At 59.0% G+C, this 22,942-nt stretch carries 19 protein-coding genes; 12 read left to right on the plus strand and 7 right to left on the minus strand.

All coding sequences use genetic code 11. The annotated features are described in order from the left end of the window. Positions 1 to 16 precede the first annotated feature (16 nt). Positions 17 to 583: an NAD(P)H nitroreductase gene (locus tag LOY28_RS22090; protein ID WP_258612545.1), complete on the minus strand. Its 567-nt coding sequence runs from the start codon at positions 581 to 583 to the stop codon at positions 17 to 19. Between the two features lie 121 nt (positions 584 to 704). Between LOY28_RS22090 and LOY28_RS22095 the strand changes: the two genes are divergently transcribed. Beyond that, a complete protein-coding gene (locus LOY28_RS22095) occupies positions 705 to 2,159 on the plus strand; it encodes a TrkH family potassium uptake protein (RefSeq protein ID WP_018929928.1) in 1,455 nt (484 codons plus the stop codon). Here LOY28_RS22095 and LOY28_RS22100 read toward each other — a convergent pair. Further along, positions 2,116 to 3,177, minus strand: a complete 1,062-nt coding sequence (locus LOY28_RS22100; protein WP_207238835.1) for an AraC family transcriptional regulator — start codon at positions 3,175 to 3,177, stop codon at positions 2,116 to 2,118. The genes LOY28_RS22095 and LOY28_RS22100 overlap by 44 nt on opposite strands. 156 nt (positions 3,178 to 3,333) lie before the next feature. Between LOY28_RS22100 and LOY28_RS22105 the strand changes: the two genes are divergently transcribed. Both LOY28_RS22105 and LOY28_RS22110 read left to right on the plus strand, forming a co-directional pair. Further along, the gene (locus tag LOY28_RS22105) at positions 3,334 to 3,645 is read left to right on the plus strand and encodes an Mpo1-like protein (RefSeq protein WP_018929926.1); all 312 of its coding nucleotides are present in this window, start codon (positions 3,334 to 3,336) and stop codon (positions 3,643 to 3,645) included. Positions 3,646 to 3,746: 101 nt separating this feature from the next. Beyond that, a complete protein-coding gene (locus LOY28_RS22110) occupies positions 3,747 to 4,337 on the plus strand; it encodes an HD domain-containing protein (protein ID WP_258612546.1) in 591 nt (196 codons plus the stop codon). Positions 4,338 to 4,356: 19 nt separating this feature from the next. On the opposite strand, the gene LOY28_RS22115 is transcribed toward LOY28_RS22110, so the two are convergent. Continuing rightward, positions 4,357 to 5,172 (minus strand): UDP-2,3-diacylglucosamine diphosphatase, encoded by an 816-nt coding sequence (locus tag LOY28_RS22115; RefSeq protein ID WP_018929924.1) that lies wholly within the window; start codon positions 5,170 to 5,172, stop codon positions 4,357 to 4,359. Between the two features lie 149 nt (positions 5,173 to 5,321). On the opposite strand from LOY28_RS22115, the gene LOY28_RS22120 reads away from it, so the two are divergent. Both LOY28_RS22120 and LOY28_RS22125 read left to right on the plus strand, forming a co-directional pair. After that, positions 5,322 to 6,080 carry an AraC family transcriptional regulator gene (locus LOY28_RS22120; RefSeq protein ID WP_018929923.1) on the plus strand — a complete coding sequence of 253 codons (759 nt, stop codon included), beginning with the start codon at positions 5,322 to 5,324 and terminating at the stop codon, positions 6,078 to 6,080. Positions 6,081 to 6,201: 121 nt separating this feature from the next. Beyond that, positions 6,202 to 7,095, plus strand: coding sequence for a DMT family transporter (locus LOY28_RS22125; RefSeq protein WP_064619586.1), 894 nt, complete (start codon positions 6,202 to 6,204; stop codon positions 7,093 to 7,095). On the opposite strand, the gene LOY28_RS22130 is transcribed toward LOY28_RS22125, so the two are convergent. From LOY28_RS22130 to recQ, 4 genes are all read right to left on the minus strand, one after another. Continuing rightward, positions 7,089 to 7,376, minus strand: a complete 288-nt coding sequence (locus LOY28_RS22130; protein WP_007895010.1) for a SelT/SelW/SelH family protein — start codon at positions 7,374 to 7,376, stop codon at positions 7,089 to 7,091. The two genes, LOY28_RS22125 and LOY28_RS22130, sit on opposite strands and share 7 nt — an antisense overlap. Positions 7,377 to 7,442: 66 nt before the next feature. After that, positions 7,443 to 9,245 (minus strand): FimV/HubP family polar landmark protein, encoded by a 1,803-nt coding sequence (locus LOY28_RS22135; protein WP_258612547.1) that lies wholly within the window; start codon positions 9,243 to 9,245, stop codon positions 7,443 to 7,445. A 128-nt stretch (positions 9,246 to 9,373) separates the two neighbouring features. Next, the gene (locus LOY28_RS22140; RefSeq protein WP_018929920.1) at positions 9,374 to 9,808 is read right to left on the minus strand and encodes a MarR family transcriptional regulator; all 435 of its coding nucleotides are present in this window, start codon (positions 9,806 to 9,808) and stop codon (positions 9,374 to 9,376) included. 119 nt (positions 9,809 to 9,927) lie between these two features. Then, entirely contained in the window at positions 9,928 to 12,054 is a 2,127-nt protein-coding gene (recQ, locus tag LOY28_RS22145) for a DNA helicase RecQ (protein WP_028939960.1), read from the minus strand. Positions 12,055 to 12,338: 284 nt separating this feature from the next. On the opposite strand from recQ, the gene LOY28_RS22150 reads away from it, so the two are divergent. The 7 genes from LOY28_RS22150 (at position 12,339) to LOY28_RS22180 (ending at position 22,711) form a co-directional block, all read left to right on the plus strand. Further along, on the plus strand, positions 12,339 to 12,926 hold the full coding sequence (locus LOY28_RS22150) for a YecA family protein (RefSeq protein ID WP_007938492.1): 588 nt from the start codon (positions 12,339 to 12,341) through the stop codon (positions 12,924 to 12,926). A 10-nt stretch (positions 12,927 to 12,936) separates the two neighbouring features. After that, positions 12,937 to 13,332 (plus strand): YbaN family protein, encoded by a 396-nt coding sequence (locus tag LOY28_RS22155; protein WP_018929918.1) that lies wholly within the window; start codon positions 12,937 to 12,939, stop codon positions 13,330 to 13,332. A 253-nt stretch (positions 13,333 to 13,585) separates the two neighbouring features. Then, entirely contained in the window at positions 13,586 to 14,293 is a 708-nt protein-coding gene (gene lapG / locus LOY28_RS22160; protein WP_026286704.1) for a cysteine protease LapG, read from the plus strand. A gap of 23 nt (positions 14,294 to 14,316) precedes the next feature. Beyond that, positions 14,317 to 16,257 (plus strand): cyclic di-GMP receptor LapD, encoded by a 1,941-nt coding sequence (gene lapD / locus LOY28_RS22165; protein ID WP_018929916.1) that lies wholly within the window; start codon positions 14,317 to 14,319, stop codon positions 16,255 to 16,257. A gap of 139 nt (positions 16,258 to 16,396) precedes the next feature. After that, positions 16,397 to 19,423 (plus strand): hypothetical protein, encoded by a 3,027-nt coding sequence (locus tag LOY28_RS22170; RefSeq protein WP_018929915.1) that lies wholly within the window; start codon positions 16,397 to 16,399, stop codon positions 19,421 to 19,423. 432 nt (positions 19,424 to 19,855) lie between these two features. Then, positions 19,856 to 20,224 (plus strand): DUF6124 family protein, encoded by a 369-nt coding sequence (locus LOY28_RS22175; protein ID WP_018929914.1) that lies wholly within the window; start codon positions 19,856 to 19,858, stop codon positions 20,222 to 20,224. 582 nt (positions 20,225 to 20,806) lie between these two features. Further along, on the plus strand, positions 20,807 to 22,711 hold the full coding sequence (locus LOY28_RS22180) for a hypothetical protein (RefSeq protein ID WP_018929913.1): 1,905 nt from the start codon (positions 20,807 to 20,809) through the stop codon (positions 22,709 to 22,711). Positions 22,712 to 22,942: the final 231 nt, after the last annotated feature.

A 22,942-nucleotide genomic window follows, 5' to 3' on the forward strand; every position in this document is an offset into this window, starting at 1 on the left:
ACATGGACCTATATCTTCAGGCCTTACCGGACCAGGCGCTGACAAACTCGGCCAGATCAACCTTCTCCGCCACACGCGGTTCTTTCTGCGGCGTACCGAGATAAAGGAACGCAATCACCTCTTCCCCTTCGGCCAAACCCAACCCCTTGGCTACATGCGGCGAATAGGCCAGCTCACCGGTGCGCCATACCGCGCCAATGCCTTGCGCGTAAGCGGCCAGCAAAATCCCGTGAGCCGCGCAGCCTGCCGCCAACAATTGTTCGGATTTCGGGTATTTGACGTGATCCTGCAAACGCGCGACCACCACAACCACCAGCGGTGCACGCAGCGGACCGTTACGGGCCTTGTCCAGCGCGGCTTCTGACACCTCGCTGTCTTGCAGTTTCGCCGCTTCGGCCAGCAACTCGCCCATTTGCTCGCGCGCCGCGCCTTCGACTGTCAGGAAGCGCCAAGGCTGCAAATGGCCGTGGTCTGGCGCACGCATCGCGGCGGCAAACAGCACTTCGCGTTGCTCGGCAGTGGGCGCCGGATCGAGCAGTCGTGGAACAGAAACACGGTTGAGCAAAGCGTCGAGAGCCTGCATCGGCCACCTCCTGAAAAAAATGTCTGCCTATTCTAGCGGTATCCGGCACAGGGCTGTCGGTTTACATGCCCTGCCCCGCAGGTAGAATGGCGCCCTCCCTACTTCAGCCCGAGCGGACTTCATGGCGTTGCCGACCTTACGGATCATTGGTTTCATCATCGGCATCTTCCTGATCACGCTGGCCATTTCCATGGCCGTGCCCATGGCTACCCTGGTGATCTTCGAGCGCACCAGCGACCTGCCGTCATTCCTCTGGGCCAGCATGATTACCTTTGTCGCCGGCCTGGCCCTGGTCATTCCAGGGCGTCCCGAACACATCCATCTGCGCCCGCGAGACATGTACCTGCTGACCGTCAGCAGCTGGCTGGTGGTGTGCATCTTCGCCGCCCTGCCGTTCCTGCTGACCCAGAACATCAGCTACACCGACTCATTCTTCGAAAGCATGTCCGGCATCACCGCCACCGGCTCGACGGTGCTCACGGGCCTGGACACCATGTCCCCCGGCATCCTGATATGGCGCTCCTTGCTGCACTGGATCGGCGGGATCGGCTTTATCGGCATGGCGGTCGCGATTCTGCCATTGCTGCGCATCGGTGGCATGCGGCTGTTTCAGACCGAGTCGTCAGACCGTTCCGAAAAGGTCATGCCCCGTTCGCACATGGTGGCGCGCTTGATCGTTGCGACCTACGTCGGCATCACCATTTTCGGCAGCCTGGCGTTTTGGTGGGCCGGGATGAGCCCGTTCGATGCGATCAACCACGCGATGTCGGCGATTTCCACCGGCGGGTTTTCCACCTCCGACCAGTCTTTGGCCAAATGGCCGGAGCCTGCGGTGCATTGGGTCGCGATCGTGATCATGATTCTCGGCGCCTTGCCGTTCACCTTGTATGTCGCCACGTTACGCGGTAACCGTCGGGCGCTGATCAAGGATGAACAGGTGCAAGGCTTGCTCGGCATGTTGCTGGTGACCTGGCTGGTGCTCGGCACCTGGTACTGGTGGACCACCCAGTTGCACTGGCTGGACGCCTTGCGGCATGTGGCGCTGAACGTCACTTCGGTGGTGACGACGACAGGTTTTGCACTGGGGGACTACAGCCTCTGGGGCAACTTCTCGCTGATGCTGTTCTTTTACCTGGGGTTTGTTGGCGGCTGCTCGGGTTCGACCGCTGGCGGGATCAAGATTTTCCGCTTCCAGGTGGCCTACATTCTGCTCAAGGCCAACCTTAACCAGTTGATTCACCCGCGCGCGGTGATCAAGCAGAAGTACAACGGCCACCGTCTCGACGAAGAAATCGTACGTTCGATCCTGACCTTTTCGTTCTTTTTCGCCATCACCATTTGCGTGATCGCTCTACTGCTGTCGCTGCTCGGCGTGGACTGGATGACCGCCCTTACCGGTGCAGCCAGCACGGTGTCCGGCGTCGGCCCGGGGTTGGGCGAAACCATTGGCCCGGCGGGTAACTTCGCCAGCCTGCCGGATGCCGCGAAGTGGATTCTCTCGTTCGGCATGCTGTTGGGTCGGCTGGAGATCATTACGGTGTTTGTTCTGTGTATCCCTGCGTTCTGGCGTCACTGACCGGCTTGAGCGCTTCCGTCAGCCGCGCCCGGTATTCGCCGGGGGTGGTGTCGAACCAGCGTCGGAAAGCGCGGAAGAAGTTGCTCGGATCGGCAAACCCCAGCAGGTAGGCAATTTCCAGCAGCGTCATGCTCGGTCGCGCCAAGTATTGCTCGGCCAGTTCACGCCGCGTGTCATCCAGCAACGTCTGAAAACTCGTGCCCTCTTCCTGCAAGCGTCGCTGCAAGGTGCGTTGCGACAGGTGCAGCGCCTGCGCTACCGCATCGCGCTTGGGTTCGCCCTGGGGCAGCAAGCGGCACAACACCTGCCGCGCATTGTGGGTCACGCGGCTCTCGGCAAACCGCGCCAGGTATTCACCGGCAAAGCGATCGTGCAGCAACGCCATGGCCTCGTTGGCGGTGGGCAACGGTGCCTCCAGGTCAGCGCGCTCGAAAATCAAGGCGTCATAGGGCGCATTGAACATCATCGGCGCGTGGAAGGCTTGCTTATACGGTTCGAGGTCGGCGGGTTGATCGCCCTGCAGCAGCACTTTGCGCGGATGCAGCGCGCTCCCGGTCAGCCACCCGCAAAACGCCAGGGCACAGGCCATCGATGCTTCAGCGCTTTGTCGGGTCGGCGGCAAGTGGTCGCCATGCACCGTCAGAATCAGCGCATAACCCTCGTCCAGTATGCGAAAACTCAGATCGGCACTTTCGGCGATGATTCGCTGATAACGCACCAGACGTTGAAAGCCTTCGGCCAGGGTTCGACTGGACATCAAGGCATAACCGGCAACGTGCAGGGACGCCGGTCGCACCACCTTGCCCATGTTCAGGCCGATCGCCGGGTTGCCGGACAACTCGACCGCGCGCTGCCAGAGCCGCGTCATGGAATCTTGCGGGAAGCGCGCATCCGGATCATCCAGTGCCGCATAGTCGAGCCCTAGCTGCTTGAACAAAACCCGGCAATCCAGGCCGTCCATTTCCAGTGCTTTGACAATCCCCATCGCCCAGCTTGCAGAAGTCGTTCGTTCGCTCATGGCGTTTACTACGTGATGGCCGCATGCCACGACCCAATGCCCAAGGATACTAAAGTGGCGCCTATTGTCACTGGCTGATGCCTATGATCACTCTAGACTTAAATAGGCTACCCGCAGCGCAACTTGTTGCCTGCACACACCACAGAGATCGCAGTCGTGGAAAACATCAAACGTTTCAACAGCTTCGCTGCGTTTTACCCGTATTACCTCAGCGAACACCGCAATAGCACTTGTCGACGACTGCACTTTGTCGGCACCACGCTGGTTATTGTCATTCTGGCGCTGACCATCGCCAAAGGCGCATGGTGGCTGTTGCTGGCCCTGCCGCTGGCCGGTTACAGCTTCGCCTGGGTCGGGCATTTCTTCTTCGAGAAGAATCGTCCTGCAACCTTTCAGCATCCTCTTTACAGCCTGCTCGGCGATTTCGTCATGTACCGCGACATGATTGCAGGTCGCGTGCCGTTCTAGGCTCCTTTGGCCACAAAAGCGTCCTGTGCAGCCAGTGCAGCGCTCTGGATCCAAGCCCTACACTCCAAACATCCCTTTCGATAAGAACAAGAGGATAGCCGATGAATGCCCGCGCACGTTTTACCCACATGCAGGACGGCACGCAGGAAGACTGGGCGATCATCGCCACAGACTTCAGCGCCCATGCCCGGCAATTGCCTACAAGGATCGTGGCGCATTTGAAGTTACTGGAAGGTGATTTCGGCGGATTCCCGGTGGATCGCCTGACCCACTCGCTGCAAACCGCCAGCCGCGCCTGGCGCGATGGCCGCGACGAAGAGTACGTGGTCTGCGCTTTGCTCCATGACATCGGCGACACACTGGGGTCCTACAACCACCCGGACATCGCCGCGGCGATTCTCAAGCCGTTCGTCAGTGCCGAGAACCTGTGGATGGTGGAGAAACACGGGATTTTCCAGGGCTATTACTTCTTCCATCACCTGGGCATGGACCGGCATTTGCGCGAGCAATTCAGCGCTCATCCGCAGTATCAGGCGACCATCGAATTTTGCGCCCGGTACGACGCGGCGGCGTTTGACCCGGCATACGACACGCTGCCGCTGAGCTTTTTCGAACCGATGATGGAGCGGTTGTTTGCGCAGCCGAAGCATTCGATCTACAAAGCGGCGATGGAGGAACAAGCGCCGGCCTGAAGATCTTTTGACTTTGCTTTTATGCCGGCTCAGCGACTTTAATTGCCTTCAATTCCGCCTCCCGCGCTTGGGCATCGGCCAACCGGTACAACTCGATCGAGCCGTCCCAATGCTCGATCAGCGCCGTGCACGACTCCACCCAATCCCCGCAATTGAGGTAGTCCACCTCGCCAACCTTGCGAATTTCGGCATGGTGAATGTGCCCACACACCACGCCATGCAACTCGCGTTTGACGCATTCGTGGGCAATGGCTTCCTCAAAATCGCTGATGAAACTGACGGCGGTCTTGACCTTGTGCTTGAGGTACGCCGACAACGACCAATAGCCGTAGCCATAACGGGCCCGCCAATGGTTGAGCCAGCGGTTGAGGGTCAGGGTAAATTCGTAGGCCGAGTCGCCGAGGAACGCCAGCCAGCGGTGATAGCGAGTAATCACGTCGAACTGATCGCCATGAATCACCAGCAGATGACGACCATCGGCGGTCACGTGCACGGCTTCGTCCACCAGCTGGATATTGCCCAGCATCAGTTTCGAATAACGGCGCAGGAATTCGTCATGGTTGCCGGTGACGTAGATCACTTCTGTGCCGCGCTTGCTCATGGTCAACAGGCGACGAATCACATTGGTGTGCGCCTGGGGCCAATACATGCCGCTGCGCAGCTTCCAGCCGTCGATGATGTCACCGACCAGGTAAATCCTGTCGGCATGGTAGCCCTTGAGAAACTGCGACAGGTGTTCGGCCTGGCAGTCCCGTGTGCCCAAATGCACGTCGGAAATCCATAAGGTCCGCACACGTTGCTTACGGCTGGGTTTGGCGAGCTCGGCGCTGGTCATGGGCAACCCTCTGGACAAGTTTTGGCAAGCTTGCGCCGGTCGGGTTAATTGCCCATGACAATCGCAAGTCAGTCCTGTGACAACGCGCGAACGCAGGGCCTCGGTGTAGACTGGCGGCTTCACTCATCAATATCGCCACGAGACCTGCGATGAGACCGATCCTCACCCTGCGCCAATACACCCATGACCTGATCGTCCACAGCCACGACCACGCGCAACTGGTATTCGGGCTGTCGGGTGCACTGGATTTCGAGGTCGAGGGGCTTGGCAGTCAGGTGGTTCAGCAGAGTTTCGTGGTGGTGCCGTCCGGGGCGCATCATGCCTGCGACAGTGCCCATGGCAGCCGTTGCCTGGTGCTGGATGTGCCGAGCGATCAGTGGGTGTCTCAGTCGCTGGGGGACCACGCCGAGGCCAGCCGCCGCTTGCTCGACAATGCCGGGCGCCTGTCGCTGGACGCCGGACAAAGCCAATTGGTGAGCTGGCTGGCCGGCAGCCCGATCAGCGATCCGCTGATCGCCCAGCAAGGCGCGGTGTTGCTGCTGGCCAGCCTCAACAACGCCAAGCCCGACACGGTCGGCGGTCGGCGTCTACCGTATGCGGCGCTCAATGCTCACATCGATCAATACGCGGCCTATCCACTGCAAGTCGCCGACCTGGCGCGCATTGCCGGCCTGTCCAGCGCTCGCTTGCACGCGCGGTTCGTGGCGGAATGCGGGCAAACGCCGATGGACTACATCCGCAGTCGCCGGCTGCACATCGCCGTGCGCTTGTTGCGCGATTCGGCGCTGCCCATTGGCGAGATCGCCTGTCGGGTCGGCTACAGCTCCCAGAGCGCATTCGCCGCAGCAGTGCTGCGTGAATTCGGCGCCTCACCCGGTAAATTGCGCCGCGAGGCTGGCGACAAATAACGCGAGTCTGGCGACAGACACCCGCAAGCACATCGTTCATTGTGTAGGAGTTGCCGAAGGCTGCTCCTACACAGGTCGACGGTGTCGTCGGCCAAATTCGATACGTTATTCAAGGATTGCAATGACTCCCCGTACTGCCCTTGGCGCTCTGCATATCGGTGCACTGATGTTCGGCTTGACCGGCGTGTTCGGCAAACTTGCCGCCGCCTCACCGGCGATCATCGTGTTCGGTCGTGCCGCGTTTGCCGTCCTCGCCCTGGCGTTTTTCGCCCGGTTCGCCAGTAATACCCGTTGGCAGACACTCGACGCCGTGGACTGGCGCCGCCTGTTGCTCAGCGGCTTGCTGCTGACCGGGCACTGGGTGAGTTTCTTCATTGCGGTGAAGGTGGCCGGGGTGGCGATCGCGACCCTGGGCTTTGCCAGTTTCCCGGCGTTTACCGTGATCCTCGAAGGGCTGATTTTCCGCGAGCGCATCCGCGCCAATGAAATCTTGCTGGTGGTGCTGGTCAGCATCGGTTTGGTACTGGTCACACCGGACTTCGATCTGGCCAGCGGAGCCACCACCGGCCTGTTGTGGGCAGTGGCCTCCGGCCTGCTGTTCTCCCTGCTGTCCCTGACCAACCGCGCCAGCTCCGGGCGAATCCCGCCGGTGCAGGCGGCGCTGTGTCAGAACGTAGTGGTTGCGATCTGCCTGCTGCCGGTGGCGATGCCGCAGTTGAGCGAAGTACGCGCCATCGACTGGCTGTGGATTGGCCTGCTCGGGGTGTTCTGCACCGGCGTCGCTCACAGCCTGTTCGTCGCCAGCCTGGCGGTGATCAAGGCCCGGACCGCGTCAGTGGTGTTTGCCCTGGAGCCGGTTTACGGCATCACCCTGGCCTGGTTGTTGTTCGATGAAAACCCGACGCTGCGCATGCTGATCGGCGGCGCGTTGATCATCGTGGCCATCGTGGTCTCCAGCCGGTTGTCCGGCGGTTCAAGCCACAAGACCGTTGCCGCGCAAGCGCCGTCTCACTGAGTGCGGTCGTTGTGGCCCAGGTCGCGGTCCGGATCGATCTGATCGCGGACCCGCTGCTTGAGCACCTTGGCCTCGGGGAAACCGCCGTCGGCCTTGCGTTCCCAGAGCTGCACATCGTCGCAGAAAATGTGGAACACCCCGCCGGTGCCGGGCACCAGGGATACTTTGCCCAGGTCGTCGCCGAAGGTGCTGAGCAGTTCCTGGGCCAGCCAGGCGGCGCGCAACAGCCACTGGCATTGCGTGCAGTAGGTGATGACGATTTCCGGTTTACGTGCGGTCATGATTGGCAAAACTCCTCTGCCTGAGGGGTTGCCATAATAACCGCAAAGGCTGCGATCTTTTGATCTTCAGCGAATACCCGCCAACAGCGTTCGGGCCGTCTCCTTCAGTGGTTCGTCGCCTTCCTTGAGCAACTCGTTCAGCAGCTCGATGGCGCTGTCCAGGTCGCCGTCGTCAATGCAGGTCTGGGCCTGTTCGAGTTTGCCGGCGCTGCTCGGCTCGACCGGTTCAAGATCCATCAACTCAGCATTCAGCGGTTCAAGCTCCAGCGGCTGGCCGGGATCGCTGAATTCGTTGAGAAAGGTCTCGTCCAGAGATTGCGAGTCAGGTTCGGCGACCCATTCAAGCTCGGGCTCATCCAGCGTCGGCTCGTCGGGTATTTCGAAGACATCGGGCAACACATGCAGATTCGAAGTGAACCCGGGCTCGTCTGCCGGTGATGGCTCATTCGATGGTTTGGCGCTGGGCGGTGAGTTGTCGAAAGGGCTGATCAGGTCCCAGTTCGCATCCATCGACAGGTCGTCGAGGTTCAGCTGAAACTCATCGCTCGGTGCCGCTGGGATTGCAGGCGTGGACGGAGCCACTGCCACCGCGGTGGCCACCGGCACGGCATCGATCAGTTTCGGATGGCGGCTGCGGATGTCCTGAAGTTGCTGTGTGTCAAACCCGGCGTCACGCAGGCTACTTTCCTGCGCGTCATACGCTTGCACGTCACCCTGCTTACCAAGAACCTCCAGCAGCTGCACGGCCAGGTCGGTGCGTTGGGGCTCCTTGACCAACGCCTCTCGCAACAATCCGGCTGCCTCGGACAATCGGCCATAGGCGAGGTAGATACTAACCCCCTCCAGCACGTCGCCTGCGACAGTCTCATCCGCCGAGCCGGCCACCGATCGCGCCTGGGTGGCTGGCCTGGCCGGTTCTGCCGTGCGGCTGAGCACCGGTTCATGACGCGACGGCTGCACGGGTAGCAGCTCGGGTAAGGCCTGAACCTGCTGTCGTTGACGGCGAATGAACACTGCGAGCGACACCAGGGCCACCAACAACAGCAACCCGATGATCAGCGGCCAATGGGATGCTTCGGACGTCTCGACAACCACCGGAACCGGCGCCGGCACCTCGGGTGCGGCAGGCGCCGCCGACGCCTGTTTGACTTCCGTCAGTTGGGTTTGCAGCTCAGACACCTGTTTTTTCTGAACGGCGATCTGCTCGTCCTGCGCCTGCAGCTTCGCATTGAGTTCATCGATGGTCTTTTGCAGCTGCTGGTTTTGCAGCACGCTGGTGGCCAGTTGTTCGGCAATAGGATCACTCGCCGGCGTAGCGGCTGATTTATCGACATCAGGCTTGGGTGCCGAACTATTCACCGCAGGTGGCGGTGCAACAGCCGGTTCAACAGACGGGAACGCGGAATCCTGAGGGCTCGGCGCGGGGTCGTCGTTGACGGGAACAATCCCAGGTGAACCCGGCGGATCGATCAGCACGGTGTACTCGCGCAGCAAACGCCCATTGGGCTGATTGAGCTGCACCAGAAAATTCAGAAAGGGTTCCTTGACCGGCTTACTGGACGTCACCCGGATCAGGTTGCGGTTGCCCCGCAGGATCGGCGTGAACTTCAGGTTATTGAGGAAGAACACCCGCTCGACACCGGCGCGGCTGAATTCTTCCGCCGTCGCCAGGCTGACCGACAGCTCGCCCTCTTCCAGACCACCGACATCCAGCAGGGCGATATCGGCGCTGAATGGCTGATTCAACGCCGAATGCTGGGTGATCTCACCCAAGCCTAGCGCGGGGGCCAATGCCGAGTAAGTGACGGCACCACCGACCAGCAGCAGCCGGGTGCAACACCGCAATACAACGTGCCAACTCTCGAGCATGAGCATCCCTTAGATAACCAGAACCAACCTGTATGCATTCGCACATCCGGTACGAACACGATATTGCCTAGTAGTTCTTTATAGTCTGCCCAACGGGGTATCTCAAAAGTCCGACGCGTGGTTGTGCCTCAAGATTTTTCCAGGTTGCCCAGGATGTGCGCGTGGACACGCATGCAGACCTTCAAATCCGCCTCATCAACGCCTTCGAACAATTCGTGGCGCAGTTGCGTGGCAATGGTTTCAATTTGTTCGATCAAGGGGCGGGCCGGGGCACAGAGGACGATTTTTTTCGCCCGACGGTCTTCCAGCACCGATTGGCGTTGCACCAGGCCCTGACTTTCCAGGCTATCGAGCAGTCGAGCCAGGGTAGGCCCTTCGACGCCGACGCTTTGCGCCAGTTCACGCTGGGTGGGAGCATCATCGAAACGCGCCAGGTGCAGCAGCACCAGCCAGCGCGCCTGGGACAGGCCCAGGCCAGCCAGTCGGCGGTCCAGTTCGGCACGCCAGCCCCGAGACATCTGGGCCAGTTGCATGCCAAAGCGGTGTTGATCGGTTAACGGCATAAAACACTCATGGTTAGACTGAAATAGAGAAAAACTAATTATTAGTCAGCTAAGCATGACCTTTGGCTATAGGCAAGGTTTGCTCTGTACTGAATCGTTACATCTGCGCGACAGGTCATTCAAATTTCGAATTCCGATTGCAGCGCGGCACGTACGCAATACAAAACGCCTTCCGGCACCCGCCCTGCGAACAACGCGGCGATCTCCGCCACCGGCGGCAACTCGCCTTCGCCGTCGAGGAAGGCGTCCTGAACTTCGCCCATCAACTCTTCAGGCAGGTCCAGCGCCTGTTCCAGTGACAGCTGCTGCTTGCCGATGGCCTCGGCGAGCATCGTGTAGACGTTCTTTTCCGAGCATTGCAGCTGCCCGGCGATCTGCAGCGGTGTCATGCCGGCCCGGGCCAGCGTGATCAACTCGTGGCGCACATCGGCCACCACTTTCGGCGCCTCGACCTGACCGCCGAGCACTTCGAGGAAAGCCTCGCCGTAACGTTCCAGTTTGCGCGCGCCGACACCGCTGACCGTGGCCATTTCCGCCAGCGAGGTCGGCTGGCTGCGGAGCATTTCCAGCAACGTCGAATCGGGGAAGATGACATACGGCGGCACGCCATGTTCTTCGGCCAGTTTGCGGCGCAAGGCACGCAGGGCTTCCCACTGTTCGCGCTCCTCGAAGCGGACCAGTTGGCTCGCCTGGCTCTTACTGCTTTTGGCGGTGGTTTGCGGCTTGAGGTCGCGGCGCAGTTCCAGGGTCACTTCGCCCTTGAGCAGCGGCCGGCAGGTATCGCTCAGGCGCAGCCCGCCGTAGCCTTCGAGGTCGATGTCCGCCAGACCGCGAGCAACAAGTTGTCGGAACAAGGAGCGCCATTCACTTTCGCCCAGCGCTTTGCCTACGCCGTATACCGACAAATGCTGATGACCGAAACTGCGGACCTTTTCGTTGTCCTTGCCCAGCAACACGTCCACCAGATGGCCGACGCCATAACGCTGACCGGTGCGGTAGATCGCCGACAGCGCCTGGCGGGCCGGCTCGGTGGCGTCCCAGGTCTGCACGCCGTCGACACAGTTGTCGCAGTGGCCGCAGGGCTCGGGCATGTCTTCGTCGAAGTACGCCAGCAGGGTCTGGCGGCGGCAGCGGGTTTCCTCACAGAGCGAGAGCATGGCGTCGAGTTTGTGCTGCTCCAGACGCTTGTGGCGTTCGTCGCCTTCGGAGTTTTGCAGCATCTGCTTGAGCATCACCACGTCTTGCAGGCCGTACGCCATCCAGGCATCCGCCGGCAGACCATCACGACCGCCGCGACCGGTTTCCTGGTAATACGCTTCAAGGGACTTCGGCAAGTCGAGGTGAGCCACAAAACGCACGTTGGGCTTGTCGATGCCCATGCCGAACGCCACGGTGGCGACCATGATCAGGCCTTCCTCGTTGAGGAAGCGTTTTTGGTGATGCGCCCGGGTTTCGTTGGCCAGACCGGCGTGGTACGGCAGCGCCGGGAAGCCTTGTTCACTGAGGAACACCGCCACTTCGTCGACCTTTTTGCGCGACAGGCAGTAGACGATACCGGCATCGCTGCGCCGCTCGGCGAGGAACGCCAGCAACTGCTTGCGCGGCTGTTCCTTGGGCACGATGCGATAAAAAATGTTGGGACGGTCGAAACTCGACAGGAAACGCTCGGCATCCTGCAAATGCAGGCGATCGACGATTTCTTCCCGGGTACGCTTGTCGGCGGTGGCGGTCAGGGCAATGCGCGGGACGTTGGGGAACAATTCCGCCAACTGGCCCAGTTGCAGGTATTCGCGACGGAAGTCGTGGCCCCATTGGGACACGCAATGCGCTTCGTCGATGGCGAACAGGGCGATTTCGAGGCTTTGCAGGAAGGCCAGCATCCGTGGCTGCACCAGGCGTTCGGGCGCCAGGTAGAGCATTTTCACCTCGCCGCGCTTGATCCGTGCAGCAAGATCACGCTGCTGCTCGGCGCTCAGGGTGGAGTTCAACGACGCCGCGGCGACGCCCAGCTCTTCGAGGGTGGCGACCTGATCGTCCATCAGCGCGATCAGCGGCGACACCACCACCGCCAGGCCTTCGCGCAGCAGCGCCGGCACCTGGAAGCACAAGGACTTGCCGCCCCCGGTAGGCATCAGCACCAGGGCGTCGCCGCCACTGGCCACGCGCTCAATGATTGCACCCTGACGGCCACGGAAACTGTCGTAGCCGAAGATGTCCTTGAGGACGCGTTGAGCCTGTTCGAGCATAAAAACTCCAAAAATCACCGAAACATCCCTGCAAGGCTGGTTCAGAACCACGAAAGCTGCACAAACAAATCGTAAGTGCGCATTGCATGACGCTGCATATTTCAGCCGTGACGCCAGCAGGGCATCACAAAACGCGCGAGTATACCCGAGCCCTCCCTTGCAAAGGGCGCCGCTGATAAGACGCACACAAGCCAACCGCGGGAGCAAATATGCCGCGCGGCTGGCCTGAGCGCTCAAGAAGGCCTAGAATTCCCGCATCGTATATTCCCCAAGGTAGCCCTTTAATGTCCTTCGCTGAGCAACTAACCCGCCTGCAAGTCTTCCTCGACGCCGACGAGCTGCATGACGAGGCGCTGGACTACGTGGCCGCCCACGGCTACCTCACTGCGCTGTCGATCTGCTCCGAAAGCGTTCCCGACCGTGAGTGGATCGACGCGCTGTTCGCCGAAGAGCCGCATTACGCCGACGACACCGAGCGTGAAGCGATCGAATCCACCCTGGTGCTGCTCAAGGCTCACATCGCCCGCCAACTGGCGTCCGACGAAGAGTTCGAGCTGCCATGCGACCTCGACCTGGGCGATGACCCGGACGATTCCGACCTGCGTGGCTGGTGCATCGGTTTCATGGAAGGCGTGTTCCTGCGCGAAGCCGCCTGGTTCGAAACTGCCGAAGACGAAGTCAGTGAAATGCTGCTGCCGATCATGGTCGGTTCGGGTCTGTTCGACGAACAGCCTGAGTTCTCCGACATCGCGGCCGACGCCAACCTGATGGACGACATGATCGTGCAAATCCCGGAAGCCCTGACCGCGCTGTACTTGCTGTGCAACGCGCCAGACGAAAAACCGGCGATCCTCAAGCCACGTCACCACTAAGGTTTTGCCTATGGACAACCCCATAGGCAACCGCCCCCTGATGTTGCGCTACGTGCTGCTGGCCATCGGCTGGCTGAGCGTAGCGCTGGGGGTGATCGGGATTTTCCTGCCGGTGCTGCCCACCACACCGTTCCTGCTGTTGGCGGCAGCCTGCTTCGCCCGCAGTTCGCCGCGTTTCTATCACTGGCTGGTTGAACATCCACGGCTTGGACCCTGGATTCGCGACTATCTGGACGGCAACGGCATTCCGCTCAAGGGCAAGGTCTACACCATCGGGTTGATGTGGACGAGCATCCTGTTCTCCTGCTACCTGGTGCCCCTGCCGTGGGCGCGCGGGTTCATGCTGACCAGTGCGGTGCTGGTGACGGTTTATATCCTCAAGCAGAAAACCCTGCATAAACCCTGATTCCTATCTATGGCTCGAGGCTTTTGTGGCGAGGGAGCTTGCTCCCGCTGGGTTGCGAAGCAGCCCCAAAACCTGCAACCCGCCTTCTCCTGACACACCTCATTGATCGGTTTGGCGACTGCTGCGCAGCCGAACGGGAGCAAGCTCCCTCGCCACAGGAAACAACCCGCCGACATCCTTTCGTCCGACGACCTACCCGACCGCCCCGTAAACACCGCCTAGACTTCAGACATCTGCACCCGAGCAGCCAGACATGCCCCGCAGTCCGCGTAGTCCAGGATGGTCAACGCTCCGACTTCGGTTCGGCGGATGGCTGCTGCTGGCGAGTTTTCTACTGGCCGGGTTGGGCAGTGCCTGGGCCGACTGGGATTTTGCGCAGGTTCTGCAAACGGCCGAAAAACGCTACGGCCCCCTTGGCGAGGCACAGGGACGGATCGAGGCCTGGAGCCAAATGCTGCAAAGCGAACGCAACCAGCCTGAGCGCGAACAACTGAACGCGGTCAATCACTTCTTCAATCAGCAACTGAGTTTTCAGGATGACACGCGCATCTGGCATCAGACCGATTACTGGGCCACGCCCGTGGAGTCCTTGATCAAAGCCGCAGGCGACTGCGAAGACTTCGCCCTGGCGAAATACTTCAGCCTGCGTCACCTCGGGATTCCCAGCGAAAAACTACGCATCACCTACGTCAAGGCCCTGACCCAGAACCAGGCGCACATGGTGTTGACCTTCTACAGCAGCCCCACGGCCGATCCGCTGGTGCTGGACAACCTGATCGACGAGATCCGCCCCGCCTCCCAACGCAAAGACTTGCTGCCGGTGTACGCCTTCAACGCCGAAGGCCTGTATTTGCCGGGAGCCAATGGTGGTAAACGCAGCAGCGACTCGAAAAAACTGTCGCGCTGGCAAGACGTATTGAAAAAGATGCAAATCGAAGGGTTCGCCGTGGGCGAAGGCTAGCCGCCACTGCAAGGAGTGTTTTCATGTCACTGCGCAAACAGTTGTTCCTCGCCATTTGCCTGTTCTTGCTGGTGGCCTTCAGCGGCAGTTTTTTTGTCAGCCTGGAAAGCTCCCGTGAACAGATGCTCAGTCAGTTGCGCTCCCACGCCCAGGACGCCGCCACGGCGCTGGGCCTGTCGTTGACCGCGCAGATCGACGACCCGGCGATGATCGAATTGATGGTCAGCTCGATTTTCGACAGTGGCTATTTCAGCAGCATCCGGGTCATCAGCATCGAGAATGAACAAGTGCTGGTGGAGCGCAGCGTACCAGCGCAAATCGAGGGTGTACCCGGCTGGTTCGTCAGTCTGGTGAACCTGCGCCCACAAGGTGGCGATGCACTGGTCACGCGTGGCTGGGACCAGGCAGCCCGGGTCGAAGTGCTGAGCAACCCGCAGTTCGCCCTGGCCAAACTCTGGGACAGCTCCCTCGGCAGCCTGATCTGGCTGCTGATTTGCGGATTACTCAGCGCCGTGTTCGGAGGCTGGCTATTACGCCGGCAATTGCGCCCGCTCGACAACATGGTCAAACAGGCTGAAGCCATCAGTAAACGCGAGTTCCGCAGCTTGCCAAAATTGCCGCGCACGCCGGAGCTCAAACGCGTGGTGCTGGCCATGAACCAGATGGTCGAAAAACTCAAAGCGCTGTTCGCCGAAGAGGCCGCGCGCAGCGAAAAACTGCGCTCCGAATCCTATCAGGACAACCTTACGGGCCTGGCCAACCGGCGCTTGCTGGATGAACAACTGGCCGACCAATTACTGGATTCCGAGCAAAGCCGCGACGGTCATTTGCTGATGCTGCGGATCAACGACCTGATCGGCCTCAATCAACGCCTGGGTGGCCAGCGCACCGATGCCCTGATCAGCGCCGTCGGCGAGTTGCTCAAGCGCCTGACGCAACCTGCAGAACGTCGTACCTGGCTCGCGGCGCGCAATCGTGGTGGCGAATTCAGCTTGCTGACGCCGGGTCTGGACAGTAGGGGGGCCGCGCGCCTGGCCTCCGAAATCAGCGCCACCCTGGAAAACCTGCGCCTGACCGGCGCCAGCGACTGCATGCCCGTGGCGCACCTGGGCATCGTCGCCTACCACCCGGGCGAACCGGCAAATGATGTGCTGCTGCGCCTCGACCAAGCGCTGACCCAGGCCCGGCAACATCCCGAGCGGCCATGGATATACCAGGCCCAGGTCGATACTGCGCCGAATCATTCTCAGCATGATTGGCGCAACTGGATCGACGATGCGCTGACCGAAGGCAAGATGCAGTTGTATTTCCAACCGGTGGTGCAATGCGCCGACACCAGTCAGGTGCTGCACCACAAAGTCCTCGCGCGCTTGCTCGACCCGCAAGGCGAGGCCGTTGCCGCCGGGCATTTCCTGCCGTGGATCGAACGCCTCGGCTGGTCGGCGCGGTTCGATCTGGCGATGCTCGAAACCACCCTCGAATACCTCGCCGCCAACCGCTGGCCGCTCGCACTGAGCCTGTCCGGCAGCACCCTGCGCGACCAGACCCAGCTGAAACTGATCTGCGACATACTCGAATCATTGCCGGAACTGGCGCCTCTGCTGACCCTGGAAATCGACGAACGCCAACTGCCGCCCCCCGAAGAACTGCAACGCCTGAGCCACAGCCTGCTCAACACCGGTTACCGCATCGGTTTGCAGCATTTCGGCGGCAGCTTCAGCCAGATCGGCAACCTGACGCAGCTGGGGTTGGCGTACTTGAAAATCGATGGCGCGTACATTCGGGGTATCGATCAGCAGAGTGACAAGCGGTTGTTTATCGATGCGATATACCGGGCGACCAACAGCATTGATCTGCCGTTGATTGCGGAAATGGTCGAGACCAAAGGGGAGCTGGAGGTGATCCGGGAGTTGGGGCTATTTGGGGTGATGGGGCGGTTGATCGGGCCACCGGAGCCGATGTGAGGGGTATGACCACTCGTCTAAAACCTGTGCGCACCTGTCAGATCTGACAGTAGGCAAACACTCACGCCGATTATCTAATCCTTCCGTATCGGTGCCGCCCAATCGGGAAGCCGGGCGCCTCTAAGGAAGGTACGCATTCATGAACAGCCCCCTGACAAACGCTGACCTCGCCTCCAATGGACAAGTCGTTGTATTCCCGCCCGATCGCGGCATCGGCGTGCTGGCCGTAGACCCGCCCTACCCGCCGGGCTACAAACCGCAGAGCGACGGTGCGTTGGGGATCAACATCAACATGGTGCACGGCGACCGAGACGGTTTGCTGGTTTACATCCTGGCCTATCTGAACATGGCCATCGGCGACTACATCAAGGTTTACATCGAAACAAAAAACGCGTCCGTCGCTGAATTTTCCGTCACCGAAGCCCACTTCGATGCCGAAGGCAACGCGAAAAACATTCCTTTCTATATTTCCGCCAAAGACATGGAAGCCAGGTTTGCGCCGCTGCTATCGGAGAACAAGCAATTCTGGTTCGACGTTGAGCGCGTGAGCGGAAACGGCCTCGAACAATCGACACCTGTGCCACTGTTTTATAAACACCCGGCGCCGGGTGAACCGGACACAGACGGCGGAAAACCCTTCAACCAGGGCCTCAAGCTGCCCGTCGCTTCGGAATCCGTCATTGATAAAACCGTGGTCAATGAAGGTATGTTCGTGACCGTTCTGGCGTATTACAACCAGAAAATCGGTGATGTGGTCGTCCTTGCCTTTGGAACGCTGCTCCTCGAGTCCACCGTCACTGCGTTGGGTGACGTGGTCTTTGAATTGACACCTGAAATGCTCGCCAAACTGCCGCTCACCTCTACGGTGATCGTACGCTGGGAGGTGTTCGATGTCGTGGAGAATTCGAGCGGCTGGTCGGACTCGCTGATCCTGGTTTTCAAGCCAGGGATAGTGCTGCTGACCGCACCGATTTTCGAACAGGCCGATCCCGACGATGTGGTTCATCACGATTGGCTCGTGGGCGGTACCCTGCGGATACTGGTCACCGGTGTGTTTGCAAAAGATGAACTGCTCGAACTGACATTTGAAGGGATCACGAATGGTGGCGACCTGGCCACCCACACCTTCAGCAGGACGCTGACTGCCGCGACCAGAACCGTGGTCTTCGAGGTTCCCAATGAGTGGGTTCGCAACCTGATCCGAGGCTCGGCGCAGGCGTTCTATCAAGTGGTCAGAACAGGCAACCCTCAACCATCGAAACACGCGGGTATCACCATCACCGGTACGTCCCTGCCATTGGGCCTGCCGATGGTCGAGCCGCTGGAGAGCAACGATACCCTGCCAGCGGATACGACCTTGGCGAAGGTGGAGTTCGCCACGTATTGGCCCATGAAAGCGGGCGCGAAGGCCGAATTATGTTGGCAAACCATTGACTCGGACGGTATTGCGATCCTGTTTATTTTCCAACTGATCGTCACCGACCCGACGCTGCCGCTCATCTTCCAGGTGCCAACCAAATACATAGCCCCTTACGCCGGTGCCCCATTGACGCTGCAATGCAAAATCACCAACCCGGGTAAAGTCGAGGTGGTTTCCGATCTGCTGGGTTTAAAGATTGGGGATGAGAAAGACATCGTCCTCGAGCTGCCGTTTCTGGTAGGAGTCCCCCAGCCGATTCACCCCTTGGACGGGGAGCGGACGATAAGGGCCGAATTCCTCGCGGCGATAAAGGAAGACCGGGCGAGACTGATACACATCAAGGCGCCAAACGACTCGCCACTGTTCTCGCTTATTCCTTTGAACCAAAACAAACGCGCCAACTGGGTGCTCGACCCTCGGTTTCTTGTTGCCAACCAGGGAAAGACGATACAACTGCGCTGGAACTTGAGGCGCAACGGGAAAAAAGCCGCTTCATCCCCGGCTGTGGAAATTGTGATCGCCCCGATCGCCCCCGAAGACAGTCGGCTTCCGACGCCCCGGATCAGCGGAGTATCCGGGATTGTGGAAGTAAAAAAACTGACGGCTGCCAATGAACTGGTAGTGGATGAGTGGCCGGGGCAACGTTCAGGACAACCTCAATACCTGATGTTTGAAGGAACCAACACCCAAGGTGAAGTGGTTCGGCATGAAGCCCTTAAAGGCGAACTGACGGGTACCGAGAGGGGCCTGAGACTGGCATTGCCGCTCGACTGGCTTCGCAATCTGAAAGATGAAACCACCTTACACATCTTCTTCCAGGTGAATGTGAACCGAGAGCCTGACAGGGAAACGGCCGTAGCATTTCCCGGGCAAGCGTATATCGTCGATTCGCTGATTGAACTACAGCCGCATATCGATGCGCTGAAAGACCCGCAGGGTCGTGATATTCCACAAGGCGACACTACGATTGCCACCACTATCACCGTACACGGGCATGCAAGCATCCAGGAGCAAGTCGAGATTCTGGTGAATGGCGTGGTGGAGGCGACGGTAACGACAGACGCTAACGGCGATTTTTCGGAGCCCGTGAAGGTTGCCAAGTATGACGCGCTGAACACAATCCGGTTACGAGCGAAGTACGGCGATAACCTGACATCACACGAACGATCTTTCACCCTGCGCCGACCGCTGCAAGTTAACCAAACCACTATGAACCTGCACGGACTCAGGATTGAGATGGGGTGGCAGAAAGTGGGGCCTGATTTCCCGGGCAATACCGAAAATCGTCCCGCATCCTATGGAGTCCCCCCGATCCGCTACACCTCCAGCAATCCGGCTCAGGTCTCGGTCGATGCAAATGGAAAGGTCACCGGTCTTCGTAACGGCGGCGCGTACATCACCGCACAGGATCGATTTAGCACCCTTACCTACTATGTGGACGTGAAGAACGTTTTTGTCGCGGCATCCGCTGGAGTGGCCATGACGTTGACCAACTCTGTCAACTGGATGATCTCTGTTCCGGGCTCCATGCCACTGTCTGATCTGTGGTCACTTATAGTGCTGGTCTATGGACCTTCACACACCTGGATTCTGGGCAATTCAGTTAACTGGATGCTCGACTCCAGAGGGTGCCCCCCGGGCTATTCGCTCATCTACCAACATGGCAATGGCAACGGTCCCGGAATAGTTCCCGGGAATGCGCCCCCGCATGTGGTCTGGAACCCGTGGTGCGCCAGACCTTATTGAGAGAGAAACGAGGAAAAGGGGACATTTGTTCATCTGCCCTGCCTCTACTCCAACACCTGAGTGAGAAATAAACAGCGATGTTTAAAAGACATCTCCAGACACTCACTCAGGCTACACATCCTTGCGCCGTTGCCTACGACTGCGCCAGAATCCGCCGGCTTGTGCGCTTTGGGGGCGGGTTCTATCGTTTCGCGGTCGCTGACGAATCAGCGATCGGGTTTCGCAGCCCGGGTCAATCAAGGCGCACTGCGCCACCGTTCCCTTTCAGTTGGCGCTTCTTTTCGTCAACTGGATTGCGTTATGGCGGCTGTGCGCGGGAGATCTTCGGGTCTGCCGGGTTCCTTGATTCCCGGTCTGCGAACCTGCGTACAGCTGCCACCTCCCTCGTTTCGCAGCGAGCAGTGACAGCTCCATTAATCAAGGAGCTTCAACATGTTCAAAATCACACCCAACCCACCCGAAACCGACGACGTTTCCCCCTACGAAACCCCGGACTCCAAAAAACTCAACGAAGCCGCCGAGCGCGCCCTCGATTACTACCTCAAACCGTCCGCCCCCAAGCCCCCACGCAAGCCGAGCACGATTTACACCGTTGCCCCGGACATCGACATCGAAGAGCTACTGGCCAATGCCTGCGAGTCCTTTGCCTCGGCCAAGGTGATCGCCAGTGACTGTGCCGGTTTTCTGGAGGGGCCGCAGCGCAATACGATATTGGGCGTCGCGCAGCTCATCATGTTTGGTGAACTGGCGGTGAGTCGGGCGCTGGACAGTCTGGAACTGAAGGCTGACCCGGCCCTGTAACCTGAGGTCAAACGCTGCCCCCTGTGGCGAGGGAGCTTGCTCCCGCTCGGCTGCGCAGCAGTCGTAAACCCTGTACATGCGGTCTACCTGATGCAATTGGGTCGAATGGTTTTGGGGCCGCTTCGCAGCCCAGCGGGAGCAAGCTCCCTCGCCACAAAAGCCCTTCAGGCTGCAAGTTTTATGGTGGTCTTTCGGGCCTCTTCGCAAGCAAACTCGTTCCCACAGTCGCTCCGGGTTGTTCGCCTGTTTTGTGTTCACTGAAGATCGAATGTGTGAGAGCGAGCCTGCTCGCGAAAACGATCTCACCGGCAAAAAAACCGCCATTCCTTCAACAGGGATGGCAGGTTTTGTCGTTTCAGCTCACGCATGCCGTTGATGATGGTCGCTGTATCGTGCCCCCCCACAACCACCCGCCCGTAAACGGTTGGTCAGGCAGCCGATGCCGATGTGACTGATATGACCGTTCGTCTTAAATCCACATATACCTGTCAGATCTGATAGTAGCCAATCTGTTTTCCCTACGGTGTGATGAGTACTCGTCCCGAGTGGACTTGAAACTTGTCGCCTCCCCCGGAGAATTTGATGGATATCCAGTCCGCCGAGCTAACGAAGCTGTTTACGCTGTTTCCCATAATCATCCCGGGCTGGGTATCCCCGATAAGACCCGCCGGCATCGCTGACGGCGGTATTCCCAAAGCCCTTTATGACGGCCAGGCCCAAGGCCTTGAATGCCTGGTTGATTACTGGGAGGAGTTGCAGCTGCGCTCCTGGATCATGGCGGTCGATGATCGCGTGGATTTGTATTGCAACGGCAATCTCGTCCCAGGAGCAGGCCAGACCGTCAAACCCGGAGAGGAACAACTGCGCCAGCGTCTTTACCTGCCGCACGGGTACCTGATCCAGGGCGTCAATCGGTTGCATTACGTGGTCACCCGTGTCAGCGGGAACAGTGAACCCTCTCGGGATCTGCTGGTGCTGTACCACCTGCGGTCTGCGGACAACCTGAATCTGGTGATCCCGGCCGACGTGCTCAAGGACGGCGTCAGCGCCGCACGGGCAGCGCAAGGGGTGGAGTTCGGGTTCACCTATGCCAATCGGCGCAACTATGACCGCATCGAATTTCTGTTGGGCGACACCCAGGACCGGTTCGACGTCCCCGACGGCACGGCGCCGATCACCCATACACTGTTCACCGACATGTTCCAGAAGGCGGGCGACAACCCGAGTACTGTGGCCGAGTTCTATGTCGTCGACCAGTTGGGCAACCGGGTCAAATCCCCGGAGAAGCGCCTGGACATACATCTCGGCCGTCTCGATCTGAACCCACCAACTTTGGTAGCCCCGGCGAAGAGCCCCATTGATGTGTTGACTCACTCAAATGGAGCAACGGTTCGAATTGAATTCCTGACAGCGGGGTTGAATGATCGAGCGCGTCTAATGATCAAGAATCCGATCGCAGGCGACAAAACGTTTCCTGCGCAGCTATTCAATCAAAACAAAAGGGCAAACTTCAGATTAACTTTCGAGCTTCTATTGGAGTGGATGGGGCGCGATGTCGAATTGTATTGGGAGTTGATTCGCGATGGGAAGCCGGTAGGGACATCGTCGCCGTTGGCACTGACGATTGAACGGATCGTCGACGGTGATGTTCGATTGGGAGCTCCCATCATCGATCAGGCTGATAGTGCACGGGCCTTGGATATCAATGAATTCGACGGTGATGCCACCATCACTAAAACTCCATGGCCGCTTCAGGGTGGAAATTATCTTATTGACATAACGGTCATCGGAACCGAAAACAATGGAACCCCCCTTGTTATTCCCGTAGTGACAGGAGGTTCCTTGACACCTGAGGAAGAGACAAATGGATTCACCAGAACACTGTCACGTGCGCAACTGTTACTGCTGCAGGATGGTTCAACCCTCCATGTAGAAGTCAAAGCCAACTTCAAGGGGCAAAAGCCCATAACGATTATCTTCCCGCGTTCTTTAATCTATACAGTCAAGAACATCCAGCCTATTTTGTCGGAAAATTTCGATAGCCACTACTCACGCTTTATATCACTTGGCCAGACCATATCACTGCCTAGCATGACCATTCGCTTTCTCGGAGGAAATGGCATTATGGGTATAAACTCAATAAACACCATTCTCACTGGCCCTTACCCTCCCGTGCATAACCAAAGCGCTGCGCAAGTTCTAGAGATGCATACAAACGCCAGTGGCACGAGCCAATACATGCAACTCGAGTTTAACTGGGGCTACTCCTCTGTCGAGTTTTACTACAGATTCGTCCAAAGCAACGGAATACTGGTTAATTTCTTAAGAAAGGACAAAACAAGACTATCTTATCAGTACCTTGCCAATAGTCCCGGCCCCCACCGTGTATTCTTCTCTACTTCAGACAATGACATTTGGTATGTAGAGATCATTACAAGCGTCTGGGATTTAATTACCTTTGATCACTTCACCATGGGTCGCAAATAAATATCAAAAACTCGCGACCACTGGTACGCACAATATAAACAGAGGACGAAAAATGAGGGACTCGGAGAAAGGGCACGCCATTATTTATCAGCCCTGCCTCTCCTAAGCCTGAATGAGAAATAAACAACGATGTTTAAAAGACATCTCCAGACACTCACTCAGGCTACACATCCTTGCGTCGTTGCCTACGACTGCGCCAGAATCCGCCGGCTTGTGCGCCTAAGGGTCGGG

It is taken from the genome of Pseudomonas sp. B21-017 (assembly GCF_024749245.1).
Classification (GTDB): Bacteria; Pseudomonadota; Gammaproteobacteria; order Pseudomonadales; family Pseudomonadaceae; genus Aquipseudomonas.

Excerpts from the sequence above, each read along its gene's own strand:
- LOY28_RS22090 (WP_258612545.1), bottom strand. The coding sequence starts at position 583 with ATGCAGGCTCTCGACGCTTTGCTCAACCGTGTTTCTGTTCCACGACTG.
- LOY28_RS22095 (WP_018929928.1), top strand. The coding sequence starts at position 705 with ATGGCGTTGCCGACCTTACGGATCATTGGTTTCATCATCGGCATCTTC.
- LOY28_RS22100 (WP_207238835.1), bottom strand. The coding sequence starts at position 3,177 with ATGAGCGAACGAACGACTTCTGCAAGCTGGGCGATGGGGATTGTCAAA.
- LOY28_RS22110 (WP_258612546.1), top strand. The coding sequence starts at position 3,747 with ATGAATGCCCGCGCACGTTTTACCCACATGCAGGACGGCACGCAGGAA.
- LOY28_RS22115 (WP_018929924.1), bottom strand. The coding sequence starts at position 5,172 with ATGACCAGCGCCGAGCTCGCCAAACCCAGCCGTAAGCAACGTGTGCGG.
- LOY28_RS22120 (WP_018929923.1), top strand. The coding sequence starts at position 5,322 with ATGAGACCGATCCTCACCCTGCGCCAATACACCCATGACCTGATCGTC.
- LOY28_RS22125 (WP_064619586.1), top strand. The coding sequence starts at position 6,202 with ATGACTCCCCGTACTGCCCTTGGCGCTCTGCATATCGGTGCACTGATG.
- LOY28_RS22130 (WP_007895010.1), bottom strand. The coding sequence starts at position 7,376 with ATGACCGCACGTAAACCGGAAATCGTCATCACCTACTGCACGCAATGC.
- LOY28_RS22135 (WP_258612547.1), bottom strand. The coding sequence starts at position 9,245 with ATGCTCGAGAGTTGGCACGTTGTATTGCGGTGTTGCACCCGGCTGCTG.
- LOY28_RS22140 (WP_018929920.1), bottom strand. The coding sequence starts at position 9,808 with ATGCCGTTAACCGATCAACACCGCTTTGGCATGCAACTGGCCCAGATG.
- recQ (WP_028939960.1), bottom strand. The coding sequence starts at position 12,054 with ATGCTCGAACAGGCTCAACGCGTCCTCAAGGACATCTTCGGCTACGAC.
- LOY28_RS22150 (WP_007938492.1), top strand. The coding sequence starts at position 12,339 with ATGTCCTTCGCTGAGCAACTAACCCGCCTGCAAGTCTTCCTCGACGCC.
- LOY28_RS22155 (WP_018929918.1), top strand. The coding sequence starts at position 12,937 with ATGGACAACCCCATAGGCAACCGCCCCCTGATGTTGCGCTACGTGCTG.
- lapG (WP_026286704.1), top strand. The coding sequence starts at position 13,586 with ATGCCCCGCAGTCCGCGTAGTCCAGGATGGTCAACGCTCCGACTTCGG.
- lapD (WP_018929916.1), top strand. The coding sequence starts at position 14,317 with ATGTCACTGCGCAAACAGTTGTTCCTCGCCATTTGCCTGTTCTTGCTG.
- LOY28_RS22170 (WP_018929915.1), top strand. The coding sequence starts at position 16,397 with ATGAACAGCCCCCTGACAAACGCTGACCTCGCCTCCAATGGACAAGTC.
- LOY28_RS22175 (WP_018929914.1), top strand. The coding sequence starts at position 19,856 with ATGTTCAAAATCACACCCAACCCACCCGAAACCGACGACGTTTCCCCC.
- LOY28_RS22180 (WP_018929913.1), top strand. The coding sequence starts at position 20,807 with ATGGATATCCAGTCCGCCGAGCTAACGAAGCTGTTTACGCTGTTTCCC.